Annotated in this window: 11 protein-coding genes; 3 read left to right on the top strand and 8 right to left on the bottom strand. The window is 64.2% G+C overall.

The genetic code is table 11. The annotated features are described in order from the left end of the window. The first annotated feature begins 173 nt into the window (after positions 1-173). Positions 174-1,391 (top strand): phospholipid carrier-dependent glycosyltransferase, encoded by a 1,218-nt coding sequence (locus LK535_RS09675; protein WP_227771702.1) that lies wholly within the window; start codon positions 174-176, stop codon positions 1,389-1,391. Between the two features lie 6 nt (positions 1,392-1,397). Here LK535_RS09675 and LK535_RS09680 read toward each other — a convergent pair whose 3' ends face one another. From LK535_RS09680 to LK535_RS09705, 6 genes are all read right to left on the bottom strand, one after another. Continuing rightward, the gene (locus tag LK535_RS09680) at positions 1,398-2,498 is read right to left on the bottom strand and encodes a glycosyltransferase family 2 protein (protein ID WP_227771703.1); all 1,101 of its coding nucleotides are present in this window, start codon (positions 2,496-2,498) and stop codon (positions 1,398-1,400) included. Then, the gene (gene leuB / locus LK535_RS09685; protein WP_227771704.1) at positions 2,495-3,547 is read right to left on the bottom strand and encodes a 3-isopropylmalate dehydrogenase; all 1,053 of its coding nucleotides are present in this window, start codon (positions 3,545-3,547) and stop codon (positions 2,495-2,497) included. Before leuB ends, LK535_RS09680 begins: the two co-directional genes overlap by 4 nt. Before the next feature lie 108 nt (positions 3,548-3,655). Continuing rightward, positions 3,656-4,387 (bottom strand): DNA repair protein RecO, encoded by a 732-nt coding sequence (recO, locus tag LK535_RS09690; RefSeq protein ID WP_227771705.1) that lies wholly within the window; start codon positions 4,385-4,387, stop codon positions 3,656-3,658. Positions 4,388-4,454: 67 nt separating this feature from the next. Further along, a complete protein-coding gene (locus tag LK535_RS09695) occupies positions 4,455-5,345 on the bottom strand; it encodes a GNAT family N-acetyltransferase (protein WP_227771706.1) in 891 nt (296 codons plus the stop codon). Continuing rightward, complete coding sequence (locus tag LK535_RS09700; RefSeq protein ID WP_227771707.1) at positions 5,342-6,292, bottom strand: polysaccharide deacetylase; 951 nt, start codon at positions 6,290-6,292, stop codon at positions 5,342-5,344. Before LK535_RS09700 ends, LK535_RS09695 begins: the two co-directional genes overlap by 4 nt. Before the next feature lie 103 nt (positions 6,293-6,395). Then, complete coding sequence (locus LK535_RS09705; RefSeq protein WP_227771708.1) at positions 6,396-6,845, bottom strand: EF-hand domain-containing protein; 450 nt, start codon at positions 6,843-6,845, stop codon at positions 6,396-6,398. A gap of 216 nt (positions 6,846-7,061) precedes the next feature. Here LK535_RS09705 and purB point away from each other — a divergent pair, with 216 nt between their 5' ends. Then, the gene (gene purB / locus LK535_RS09710; RefSeq protein ID WP_227771709.1) at positions 7,062-8,372 is read left to right on the top strand and encodes an adenylosuccinate lyase; all 1,311 of its coding nucleotides are present in this window, start codon (positions 7,062-7,064) and stop codon (positions 8,370-8,372) included. A gap of 55 nt (positions 8,373-8,427) precedes the next feature. On the opposite strand, the gene LK535_RS09715 is transcribed toward purB, so the two are convergent. Together LK535_RS09715 and LK535_RS09720 are read right to left on the bottom strand one after the other, a co-directional pair. Next, positions 8,428-9,393, bottom strand: a complete 966-nt coding sequence (locus tag LK535_RS09715) for an agmatine deiminase family protein (RefSeq protein WP_227771710.1) — start codon at positions 9,391-9,393, stop codon at positions 8,428-8,430. Next, complete coding sequence (locus tag LK535_RS09720) at positions 9,390-11,033, bottom strand: M28 family metallopeptidase (protein ID WP_227771711.1); 1,644 nt, start codon at positions 11,031-11,033, stop codon at positions 9,390-9,392. The genes LK535_RS09715 and LK535_RS09720 overlap by 4 nt, the downstream gene beginning before the upstream one ends. A gap of 125 nt (positions 11,034-11,158) precedes the next feature. On the opposite strand from LK535_RS09720, the gene LK535_RS09725 reads away from it, so the two are divergent. Further along, positions 11,159-13,150 (top strand): alpha/beta hydrolase family protein, encoded by a 1,992-nt coding sequence (locus tag LK535_RS09725; RefSeq protein WP_227771712.1) that lies wholly within the window; start codon positions 11,159-11,161, stop codon positions 13,148-13,150. The last annotated feature ends 17 nt before the right edge of the window (positions 13,151-13,167 follow it).

A 13,167-nucleotide genomic window follows, 5' to 3' on the forward strand; every position in this document is an offset into this window, starting at 1 on the left:
GTCGTGGCAAAAGCGCTCTAGTTTTCCGGAGCGAACCGAATGCTGAGCGATACGTCGCCGCCGTCTCAACTTTCTCAACATTCGCGCGACACTTGGATGCAACAGTCCGCGTGAAGAGCGCCTTGGATCCTGCGCCTATCGCATGGTCGGCTGCCCCGCTAAGCACACGGCCCATGCTGCGCCGTCCGCTGCCGCTCGCCATCCTCCTGTTCGCGCTGGCCGAGGCGGTGTTCCTGATCCGCCTCGCGGTCCCGCACCAGCTGGTCTTTGACGAGATCCACTATGTCCCGGCGGCCCGCTCGCTGATCGTCCTGTCCGGCCCGGCCAACATCGAACATCCGCTGCTGGGCAAATCATTGACTGCGCTGGGCATGCTGCTGTTCGGCGACACGCCGGTTGGATGGCGCTTCATGTCCACGCTCGCCGGCAGCGCGACCGTGGTCGCAATGTTCGCCACCACCTGGCAAATCACCGGGCGCCCGCGCCCCGCTCTCGTGGCCGCCGCACTGACACTGCTGAACTTCACCCTCTATGTTCAATCGCGCATCGCAATGCTGGATGGCTTCATGCTCGCCTTCCTGGCCGGGGCGATAGCGATGATCGCCTGGACCGTTCGAGCGGGCGGATGGTGGCGATGGGTGGCGGCCTCAATCCTGCTCGGACTGGCAGTCGGCTGCAAATGGCTGGCGGCACCCTATGTTGCCTTCGCTGCGGCGGCGCTGGTCATCCTGAAACGCCAGGATCCACGGCGATTTCCGGGCTTATCGGTCTGGCCGGCAGTCGCCGTGCTTGGCACCGTCTCGGTGACGGCCTATCTCCTCACCTTCGCGCCCGCCTTCTTCTACGCCGTCGAACCGCTGACGCCCGCGCGCTTGATCCCCTTTCAGCTGGAGATGTTCGAAAAACAGACCCAGGTTCTTCCTCCCCACGCTTACCAGTCAGACTGGTGGAGCTGGCCGTTGCTGATCAGACCGATCTGGTATCTCTACGAACCGGTCGATGGGGCGCAGCGCGGAATCCTGCTGCTTGGCAATCCGGCGATCATGTGGGGCGGCCTCGCGGCGGTGCTCGGCTGCTGGATCGGATGGGTGCGCCACGGCTCGCCGCGCTTCTTTGCCGCCGCGGCGCTTTGGACGGCAAGTCTCGGCATCTGGGCCGTGATCCCCAAATCGCTCGGCTTCTATTATTATTACTTCCCGTCCAGCATCTTCATCGTTCTGCCAATCGTGCTGCTGCTCGATCACTGGCGCATGCGGCTGCGGGGCGCGGATCTGGCATTGCTCGGCGTGGCGCTCTGCCTCGCCATTTACTTCTTCCCGATCCTCTCTGCCCACGCCCTGCCCGATGCTGGCGCATTCCGGCAGTGGATGTGGTTCGACAGTTGGATATGAGCCGCCTCAGTACCGTCCCCAGGTGAAGCGCGATGAAAGCGCGTAGTTCCAGACGGCGCCCACCAGCACGCCAGCAAGTGCAGAGCCAGCCCATGCACCGTAGCGGAAGTCATAAAGGAAGGCTGCCACCCCGACATTGGCGATCGCCCCCACGGAACATACTAGGCAGAACGATACCCACCCGTCGAGCATTTGGCGCCATCCCCGCAAGCGCCGGTCGCGATATGTCAGCGCGTTGTTCAGGAAGAAGTTGAACGTCATCGCCGCCACCGTTCCGACGATCTGCCCGACCAGAAAGGCGGCCCCTATTCCAAGGTGCAACAGCGTCAGCACGCTCATGTGGATCAGCACGCCGATCACGCCGATGGCCGAAAACATCGCGAAGCGCACCGGCACCACTCGGCCGAACTTCCGATCGTAGATCGCGATCAGATATTCCAGCGCCACCACGTGATCGAGCTTCGACTCTCCCTGCTCCCGGCACCGGAATACGTACGGCAGCTCAAGGAACCGCAACGGGCGATCGGACGCCGCCATGATGTCGAGCAGGATCTTGAATCCGATCCCTGAAAGGCAGGGCGCCACCGTCCGGACAGCTTGCGTGCGGATCATGAAAAAGCCGCTCATCGGGTCTGTCAGGCCCACGTTAAGCACGCGTTGGGACAGCCGGGTCGCAAGGGCGGATTTTGCCACGCGATCCCTGTCCCACTCGCCGGTGCCGCCACCATCCACGAAGCGGGAGCCGATCACGATGTCCAGCGCGTCGTCTTCGCGCATCGCCTGCAGCATGCGCGGCAGGATCGCTTCATCATGCTGAAGATCGCCATCGATCACGGCCACCAACGGCGCCGCCGTGGCGCACATGCCTTCGATACAGGCCGTTGCCAATCCGCGCCGCCCGATGCGCTGGATCACCCGGACGCGTGGGTCCCGCCGCGCGATTTCGCGAGCAGCATCGGCCGTGCCATCCGGGCTGTCATCGTCGACGAAAATGGCTTCCCATCTCGTGCCCGCCAGCGCCTGCTCCAGCCTGGCCACGAGCAACGGCACATTGGCCCGCTCGTTGAACGTCGGGATGACGATCGCCAGCTCGAGCGGATCGCTCACAGCGCGGCCAGAACTGCGTCTCCCATTGCTTGGGTCGAGCAGTCGCCGCCGAGGTCCGCCGTTCGGTTGCCGCTGGCCAAGGCGCGTGCCACCGCCTGTTCGATCCGGTCAGCCGCGTCCGGTTGGCCAAGCGAATGACGAAGCATCAGGGCGGCGGAAAGGATCGCTGCACACGGATTGGCCTTGCCCTGCCCCGCAATATCGGGCGCCGACCCGTGGATCGGCTCGTACAGCCCCTTGCCGGCTTCATCGAGTGAGGCGGACGGCAGCAAGCCGATGGAGCCGACGCACATGGATGCCTGATCGGACAGGATATCGCCGAACAGGTTGCCGGTTACGATCACATCGAACTGGCCGGGGTCACGCACCAGCTGCATGGCGGCATTGTCGACGTACATATGGCTCAGCGCCACATCCGGATATTGCCGCGAAACCTCGATCACCACGTCGCGCCACAATTGCGAAGTCTCAAGCACGTTCGCCTTGTCGACCGAGCACAGCTTGCCCCGCCGCCGCTGAGCCGCCTCGAAGCCGGCGACGGCGATGCGCCGCACCTCCCCTTCGTCATAGCTCATCAGGTCATACCCTTGACGCAGGCCAGCCTCCGTCGTTCGCATCCCCTTCTCGCCGAAGTAAACGTCGCCGTTCAGCTCGCGCACGATCAGCAGGTCGATGGTTCGCGCCACCTCCGGGCGAAGCGCGGACGCATCCTCCAGCCCTGCGAACAGCTTTGCCGGGCGCAGGTTGGCGAACAGGGTAAGCTCCTTGCGCAGGCCGAGAATGGCCTGTTCCGGTCGCAGGTGCCGGTCCAGATTGTCGCAGGCGGGATCCCCCACCGATCCGAAGAGGATCGCGTCCGCGCGCTGCGCCAGGTCAAGTGTCGACGTCGGGAGCGGATTGCCGGTCTGATGGTAAGCCGCCCCTCCGACTGGCGCTTCCTCGAACGCGACCGCAAGGTCGAGCGCCTCCAGCACGCGCCGTGCCTGAGCGGTAACTTCCGGGCCGATGCCGTCTCCCGGCAGGATCGCGATGAGGTGAGATTGCGCCATGATCACCGTTTTGGGCTGAGCTTGTCGACATCGCCGCCGATAGTGCCACGCGGGCTGCGCAGACCTATTCGACAGCGTCGACGGCGAGCCTTGCCGGCCCGGCGCTGGTCACGCAACTGCTCTCTTCAGTCGGTCCATCAGCCGGGTGCGCGCGGACAGCGCGTCGACGCGGCGATCCGTGAGGACGTTTCTCGAGAGAAAGCGGCCTGTGATTGCCAAAGCGTCGAACACATCGGACCAGTCAGGCTCGCCCCCCGCGCGTAAAAAGTCGGGCAAGGGCAGGAGACGGTCCTCATAGCCCACAGCAGCCGCCCGACTCACTGCCCCGCCGCTCTTGGGGCTGATGAACGCCACGTCCTCGGCCGACCCCGTCGCCACGCAGCGCTCCAGATCCAGACCAAAGCCAAGCTGCGCCAGCACCAGAAGCTCGTAACGAGCCATTGCCCCTGCCCAGCCCCTCGCGGCCGGCGCCGCCTCGACGGCGTCCAGCATCGCTGCCAGCGCATCGTACAGCTGCGGATAAGGCTGCGCCTCAGGCAACGCGGCGGCCGTCAACGTCGTCAGCCACTCCAGCGCTGCTGCCGGCAGCGGCTCGCCATGCAGCGATGCGCGGCTGTGCACCAATTCCACGGTCAGCGCGGGCAGTTGTTCGGCCGTTCTCGCGCGCCACTCGCCAAGGACGGCATTGGCCGGCTGCAATACCGGCCGCAGCCCGCGCGACCGGCCGCCACGCACATAACCGGCCTGCACGCCGTCTCTTGGCGTCAGGGCACGAACGATCGCGCCATGCTCGCCATGCGGACGCACCGACAGGATGATCGCTGGTGCCGTGAGCTGCATTCCTGCGGTCTAGCGCCGTCGCCCCGCGCTTGTCGAAATCTTCATGGCCGGCATAAAGGGTGCCCGCTCAGGCCCGCCGCACCCGCTTTGCCATTTGCTCCAGCCCCGGCAGCGCCGCTGCCCGCTTCGCGACCTGGATCGCCGTGTCGAAGCCGCTCACCAGCGCCATGGCTGCCTTGTTCGCCAGCGTCGGCCGCAGCAGCAACAGATCCCGGCAGGCAATACCTGCATTGGCCATCAGCCGCTTGTGCTGCCCTTCCCCCTCGGTGAAGTCGAAGCGAGCGAACCGGTCACTGAACAGGTCGACCAGTGCGGCTTCCATCAGCACGCTTCCTGGCGAAAGCGCCGCGAAAGCCTCGTCATGACCGACGTAATCGTAGCGAAGCGTCTCTCGATCGGCGCTGCACCACAGATAGGCTGCCGGTGTATCGTTCACGAACAGCAACCATGCCCGCACTTGATCCGCTTGCGCGAGCGTCACCATCCGCTGAACCCAGGCATCGTCACCGGGGAGTCCTGCGCCCATCAGGCGTTCCTGATAGGTCTTCTCCGCCAGTGCCCGCGCGATCGGATGAAAGACTTGCAGTTCGGCGGCAGTGCGAAACCGGCGCACGTCCAAGCCACCGCCACTGGCCGCTGCTAGCTTCTTCGCCTTGCGCTTCAGCGTCGACCGCGTCTGCCCGGACAGACCTGCCCGCCACGCGGATTGGCCAATGGCAAGGTCCACATAATAGCGTGTGTATCGCTGCTTCTCGAACAGTAGCCCTGGCCAGTCGGGTGATAACGCCGCGGGCAGCGACGTGAGCAGATAACCGTCGTCGGCATCTGTCAGCGGCGGAAAAGCGGGCAGTTGCCCCGCCAGCGCCGCGTCCAGGGACATGCCAACCCGGGTCAGGCGCCTTGGAATGGTGGCAATGGTGCGGGCGCCGATCTGCAGCCGCAGGGCGGCGTTGCTCATGCGCTACGCTCGCTTATCAGATTGGACCACGCCTGCTCCACCTGTCGCCGGCCCCGCCGCCAGCGACTTGCCGGCAGCGGCTTGTCGCGCGCATCCAGGGCCAGGCTTGGCCGGTCGATGAAATGGGTGGTGGGGGCGCTCGCCTCGCGCTCCGAAAGCAACTGGCACAAGGCTTCGAAGCGACGCACGTGCACCCCGTTCGCCGTCATCCCGCTGCGATCGGCAAGCTCGAAACTATGGCTGACGATGGTGAGTGCGGCATGTCGATCGGCAATGGCGTGGTCGATGGCGGCCGTCATTTCTTCGACAGAAAGGGCGCAAATCTGGAAGTTGCGCCACACACCTGCCGTGTCCTCGATCGTGGTAACGGGCACTTCCACGACGCCCCTGTGCCTGACGGGCGCGATCTGGGTGGCGGCCAGGCCGATTGCACTGGGCCAGGGATGATGGGCGCCATTGTGGCTGCTGTCATAAACGATTCCGAGCGATGCCAGTGCCCTGAGCGTATCGTCGTTCGCCGAATAGCTGCCGCTGCGGAACGCAATGGGCCGGGGCGCACCAGCCGCCATCAACAGGCTTGCCGCCTCGCTCAACAATTCTCGCTGTGCATCCGCGGGATAATCGCTGAGTTCGAAGCCTGCATGAACGCTCCGATCGCCCAGCCTCGCCTTTGTCCAATTAGGGTGTAGGTGAAGCTGCACCTCCTGCCCGGCTGTTAGGATCGCATCGATGATCCGCTTGAAAGGATCGAGGCCGTAGATCCGTGCCGGCATTGGATCCACGAAGAACGTCGCCTTCAGTCCGTGACAGCCAAGACGATTGAGTTGCCAGCGAAGCCCCACGCCTGCCGGCTCGATGGATCGCGCTTCCACGACGTCAGGACCAAGCCCCGCCGCATGGTGACGCCAGGCGATCTCTGTATCGATCGTAAGAAAAACCGGGGTCATGTCGACACTCTAGGGCTCGCCCGTAAACAATCCCCGAACTGTTTCCTACGAAAAAGGGCTGCCGGAGCGACCCGGCAGCCCTGTTGAGACACGTCAAACCGGATCAATCCGCGCCAGATTTCACCGAAGCGCCAAGGAAGCCGGTAAGTTCCTCGCGGGTGAGCGAGGTCGACTTATCCTTGTCGGCCTGCGCGAAGGCGGCGTCATTCCACTTGGTATCACCAGGCTTGTCGCCGCCGGCCGGCGCCTTGGCCTTCAGCGCGTCCATCCATGCGGCGAACTCCACCTTCTCCAGCGTGCCGTTGCCGTCCTTATCATATGATGCGAATTCAGCGTTGACGATCGTGGACACCTGATCCGTCGTCGTCGCGGCCGCCTGGGCATTCGCTGTTGTCGCAGCGGCCTGCGCCGGATCAGCAGATGCGGGTTCTTGCGGCACGCTCGCAGCGCCCGGCGCTGACGACGGCGCCGTCGGCTTCGTCGTGGCACCATCCTGCGCAAGCGCTGGAACAGCAACAACCATGGCACTGGCCAGGAATAGCTGCTTCAACATCATAACTCTCCTTACAAAACTCTTAGTTCTGCCCGCGTTTCGCATTACGAATGTCATCGCGGCAGCGCAAATTCTTTGCCGTATCAACCGACAATTGCCATATCGGGTTCCGGGCGTCGGATTTGAAGCCTTGACGCATGCCTGCTACCCGCGCGCAACCTTTTCCCTCGACGACTCACGGCGAGCCGTTGTCACCGCACGACCAAGGATGTTCACATGGTTCCGCGCTATTCCCGACCAGAGATGACGGCAATCTGGACGCCAGAATCCCGCTTCAAGATCTGGTTCGAGATCGAGGCGCACGCCACCGAGGCTCTGGCAAACCTGGGCGTCGTGCCCAAGGAAGCCGCCGAGGCGCTTTGGGCATGGTGGCGCACCAACCCGGCCATCGATGTCGACGCGATCGACGCGATCGAGGCGGTCACGAAGCATGATGTGATCGCATTCCTCACCTGGGTGGCCGAACAGGTCGGCGATCAGGCCCGCTTCATGCACCAGGGGATGACGAGCTCGGACGTGCTCGACACCTGCCTCGCCGTGCAGCTCGCCCGCGCATCCGATATCCTGATCGCCGATCTCGACGCGCTGCTGGCCGTGCTTCGCCGCCGCGCCGAGGAGCATAAGCTGACCCCGACGATCGGCCGCAGCCACGGCATCCATGCCGAGCCGGTGACCTTCGGCCTCAAGCTTGCCGAGGCTTATGCTGAGTTCAGCCGCTGCCGCGCCCGGCTCGTCGCTGCCCGGGCGGAAGTCGCCACCTGCGCCATTTCCGGTGCCGTCGGCACCTTCGCCAATGTCGATCCGCGCGTTGAGGAGCATGTTGCGGCCAAGCTGGGCCTGGCGGTGGAGCCGGTGTCGACGCAGGTCATCCCCCGCGATCGCCACGCCATGTTCTTCGCCACCCTGGGTGTGGTGGCGAGCTCGATCGAGCGACTGGCCGTGGAGGTCCGCCACCTGCAGCGCACCGAAGTGCTGGAAGCGGAGGAATATTTCTCGCCGGGGCAGAAGGGCTCGTCGGCGATGCCGCACAAGCGCAATCCGGTGCTGACGGAGAATCTCACCGGTCTCGCCCGCATGGTCCGCGGCTATGTGACGCCCGCTCTGGAAAATGTGGCGCTCTGGCATGAACGCGACATCAGCCACTCGTCCGTAGAACGCTACATCGCTCCCGACGCGACCATCACGCTCGATTTCGCGCTGGCTCGCCTGACCGGCGTGATCGACAAGCTGCTCGTCTATCCCGAGCGCATGCAGAAGAACATGGATCGCATGGGCGGCCTGATCCATTCGCAGCGCGTGCTGCTGGCCCTGACCCAGGCCGGTGTCAGCCGTGAGGATGCCTATCGGCTGGTTCAGCGCAATGCGATGAAGGTCTGGGAGTCCGACGGCGCCTTGTCGCTCAACGAGTTGCTGAGGGCTGACGCGGACGTAACCGCCGCACTATCGCCTGAAGCGATCGATGCCGAATTCGACCTCGGCTATCATTACAAGCACGTCGACACGATCTTCGCACGCGTGTTCGGCTGATCCGGTCGCTTCCGGCCACCCCGGCAAGGCTGGGGTGGCCGGAAGGCGAGCGGCGTCAGGTAGGGATCTGCTGGGAAATGCAGTGGAAGCTGCCACCACCTGTCAGGATGGCGTCGGCGCGTAGCCCCACGACCTTCCGGTCCGGGAAGATCGCCTGGATCGCCTGCACAGCCGCCTCGTCTTGTTCGGAGCCGTAGATCGGCACCACGACGGCGGCGTTGCCGATGTAGAAGTTCATGTAGCTGGCCGGCACGATCTCACCATCGCGCAGGACGCGACCCGGCGATGGCACCGTCACGACATCGACCCCGAACGCGCGCGCGCGCTCGATCGCCTGCTGATAGACGTGCCAGTTGGGATCATTCTCCTCGCCCACCGGCAGTGCCAGACGCCCCTCGCCGACGAAGCGGGCGAGGTTGTCGACATGGCCGTCGGTATGGTCGTTGAGCAGCCCATCACCAAGCCACAGCACCCGGTCGAAGCCGAGGTCGGCCGCCAGCCGCGCCTCGATGTCGGCGCGTGACAGGTCGGGATTGCGGTTCAGGTTGAGCAGGCACTGCTCCGTGGTCACCACCAAGCCGGTGCCGTCTCCGTCGATGGCGCCACCCTCCAGCACCCAGCCGTGGCTTTGCACCTGCTGGCCCCGCTCCTCGGCCAGCCGCTGGCCGATGTCATCGTCGCCGGGCAGGTCGTATTTGCCGCCCCAGCCGTTGAACATGAAGTCGTGCGCCAGGTCGTCATGCCCGATGATCGGAGCGGTATCGCGCAGCCAGATATCGCCGAACAGTTCGACGACCACCTCGGCGAACGGCGCCATCCGCCGTGCCTGGGCTGCCGCCTCCTCGTCCGCGGCGACAAGCAATACCTGCTCGCCCTTGCCCTCCGCGTGAACGGCGGCGGCAAAAGCGACAACCTCGCTGCGCGCCTGTTCGAGGTCCTCCAACCAGAGATCCGGATGGCTCGGGAAACCGATCCAGACGGCCGTATGGGGCGCCCATTCGGGCTTGGGTGCGCGGCTCACTTCGCCTCCTGCCGAGACTTGTCGCGGATCGCCTTGAACTCGGCGGACGGGTACCAGTTGGGCCAGGCGTTGCCGTCGGCCAGCTGCCGTCCCAGCTGGTAATAGATGGTCAGATCCTGCACCGCGCCGTCCCAATTCCAGTTCGGATCATATTCATCCTTCGGGCCGTGATAACGGTTCTTCAGATAATCCGCGGAGGCACGCTCCCCGGCTGCCGTTCCGCCGTTCACCAGGTCAAGGCCGCTGCCACCCGAAAGCATCGGCACGCCCAGCTTCGCGAAGCTGAAATGATCGGAACGGTAATAATGTCCCTTTTCCGGCGTGGCTTCGGCCGACACGGTCCGGCCCTGCGCCGCCAGCAGCGGCTTCACCATATCCTCCAGCTCGGACTTGCCGGCCCCTGCGATCTCGAAATCGCGGGTCGCGCCCAGGGTGTTCAGCCCGTCCATGTTGACGCCGCCCACCGTCTTGCCCAGCGGGAAGGCCGGATTGGCGGCATAATATTGCGAACCCAGCAGGCCGCTTTCCTCCGCGGTCACGGCGACAAAGGCGACCGACCGCCGCGTCGGACCGCCCGCGCGATAGGCCTCGGCCATGGCGACCAGCGCCGCCGTGCCGCTCGCATTATCGGACGCACCGTTGCAGATGTCGTCCCCATCGACTGGGTCGCATCGGCCCAGATGGTCCCAGTGGGCCGAGTACAGCACCACCTCGTCAGGAGCGGTCGTGCCCGGCAGCATGCCGACAACATTCTTCGACATGCTGCGCTTGATTTCGTTCGAGAAGCTGCCCGACAGCTTCAGGCCGAGCGGCACGGCGCGGAACCCCTTCTGCTTGGCCGCGGCGGACAGCTGGTCGAAATCCTTGCCAGCGGCGGCGAACAGTTCCTTCGCCTTGGCCAGCTGGATCCAGCCAACCATTTCGCTCTGGTCCATATGGTTGTTCGGGACGTCCAGTTCATATTGTGCGCCCGTCCATGACGACTGAACCACGGACCAGCCGTAGGCTGCCGGCTCCGTATCGTGGACGATGATCGCGCCAGCCGCCCCCTGGCGGGCGGCTTCCTCGAACTTGTAGGTCCAACGACCGTAATAGGTCATCGCGCGGCCCTCGAACAAACCGGCCTGCGCGCCTGCTTCCTTGGTCTGCCAGTCCGGATCGTTGACGAGGATGACGACCGTCTTTCCCTTCACGTCCAGGCCGGCATAGTCGTTCCAGCCCTTCTCGGGCGCATTGATGCCATAGCCTACGAAGACCAGGTCGCTGTTCTTCAACTCGATTTTCGGCACGACCCGATACGTTCCGGCGACGATATCCGTTCGATAGTTGAACGTGACCGGCGCCTTGCCGCCCGTTGCCGTGAAGGCAGAAACGTTGCCGGCCGTGATCTCCACCATCGGCACGTCCTGAGTCCACTGGCCCTTGTTGCCGGGCTTCAGCCCCGCCGCCTGGAAGCGCTTCACCAGATAGTCGATGGTCTTCTTTTCGCCGGCCGTTGTCGGCGCACGCCCTTCATAGGCATCCGACGACAATTCCTTGGTGACCGACTTCAGCGTCTCCACCGAAATCTGCGGCGCGGTCTGCGCCAGCGCGGGGGTGGCGACGATGAGAGCGGCAAGGGAACACAATATCGAACGCATCCGCAAAACCTCATAGGAAGGATTGCTGTCCCATACAGGTTGCAGCCCCGCTCGCAACGCACTCGCGCGCCCTTGCAATTGCCCTGACGCCCGGCAAAGTTGCTTCCGGGGGGGAAATCAAGACCATGACAATAAGAGTGAAGTCGCGCGCGCTTGTCGCGGCGTTGTTGGCGGCTGCGTCGCCGGTTGCAGCGCACGCGCAAGGTGCCGCGCCATTGGCTCGGGCGTTCGGCGCACGGGAGGGCATCAGCCAGATCAGCCTTTCGCCGGATGGAAGTCGCGTTGCCATGATCGTACCGGCGGGCACCAGGGGTGCAGCGCTGATGATCGCCGATCCTGCCAAGGGCGGTGAGCCTGTCTCGATCATGCAGACGAGCGGAAATCCCGAAAAGCTGGCAAGCTGCCAATGGGCCACGACAGAGCGCCTGGTCTGCCGTGCCGTCGTGATGACGCGCAATTCCAACCTGATCGAAGGCTATACGCGCCTGTTCGCGATCAATGCTGATGGCAAGGATTTCAAACTCATCACCGCCCGGGTGAACGAGCGCTCCTTGTACTTTCACGGCGACGGTGGGCGCGTCCTTGACCTCACCGGCGATGGCAAGGGAACTGTCCTGGTTGCCCGGCAATATGTTCCGGAAAGCTCGATCGACCGGGTCATTCAGAAGAATGACGAAGGTCTGGGCGTGGAGCGGGTCGATCTGAAAACGCTTCAGCGTCGGCCCGTCGAGCGCGCGAAGCGCGATGCGGTCGAATATATCAGCGACGGGGTCGGCACGGTCCGCATCATGGGCGTGCGGCCGATCGCCGGAACTGGCTATTCTGCCAACGAGATCAACTATTTCTATCGAAAGCCGGAGTCACGGACATGGGAGCCGCTGTCCAAGCTCGAGCTACTCGGCGGACGCTACAAGGGCTTCAACCCTTATGCGGTGGATCCCAAGCTGAACGTCGCCTTCGGCTTTGACGATTACAACGGTCGGCAGGCGCTCTGGAAAGTGGCGCTGGACGGATCGATGCGGCGCGATCTTGTGCTCGCCAATACGCAGGTGGACGTCGATGATCTGATCCAGATCGGTCGGCACCGCCGCGTCGTTGGGGCAAGCATTGCCACTGATTTCCGGCAGCCCCAGTTCTTTGACACGGAACTGGCCGCTTTGTCGAAGTCGCTTGCCAAGGCACTGCCCAAGCAGCCGCTCGTCAGCTTCGTCGACGCCAGCACCGACGAAAGCAAACTGCTGATGTTCGCCGGGGGAGATACCCACCCGGGCACCTTCTACCTTTTCGAAAAGCAGAACCGGAAACTCGCGGAGGTGCTGCCCATTCGGGCCGAACTGGCGGGGGTGCCACTCGCAACCATGAAGCCGGTTACCTTTCCGGCCGCCGACGGAACGAAGATCCCGGGCTACCTGACCCTGCCGGTCAACAGTGACGGCAAGAACCTGCCCGCCATTGTCATGCCGCACGGTGGGCCCTCGGCGCGTGACGAATGGGGCTTCGACTGGTGGGCACAGTTCTTCGCGGCGCGCGGCTTCGCGGTGCTGCAACCCAACTTCCGTGGCTCTACGGGCTATGGCTCGGACTGGTTCGCCGACAATGGCTTCAAGTCGTGGCGCACGGCGATCGGCGACGTGAATGACGCCGGCCGCTGGCTCTTGTCCTCCGGGATCGCACGCCACGGCAAGCTCGCGATCGTCGGTTGGTCATATGGCGGCTATGCCGCGCTCCAGTCAGGCGTCGTTGACCCCGATCTGTACAAGGCGGTCATCGCCGTGGCGCCGGTAACCGACCTTGCCGCCTGGAAGCAGGAATTCTTTGAACGGGCGAATTACCCGCAGGTTGTGCGCATGGTCGGCGAAGGCCCCCATGTCCGGGAAGGCTCCCCCGCGCAAAATGCAGCGGCGATCCGCGCGCCCGTTCTGATGTTCCACGGCGACCTCGACCTCAATGTCGAAATCGAGGAAGCACGCCTGATGGAACGTGCGCTGCGCAGCGCCGGCAAGAGCGTCGAACTGGTCGAATATAAGGGGCTTGCCCATTCGCTGGACGACGGCGCCGCGCGTGCCGACATGCTGGAACGGTCGGACACCTTCCTGCGCAAGTCGCTGGGCCTGTAAGCAAAGGAAAAGGGCGG

The organism is Sphingomonas sp. IC4-52, from assembly GCF_020707225.1.
GTDB lineage: Bacteria > Pseudomonadota > Alphaproteobacteria > Sphingomonadales > Sphingomonadaceae > Sphingomonas.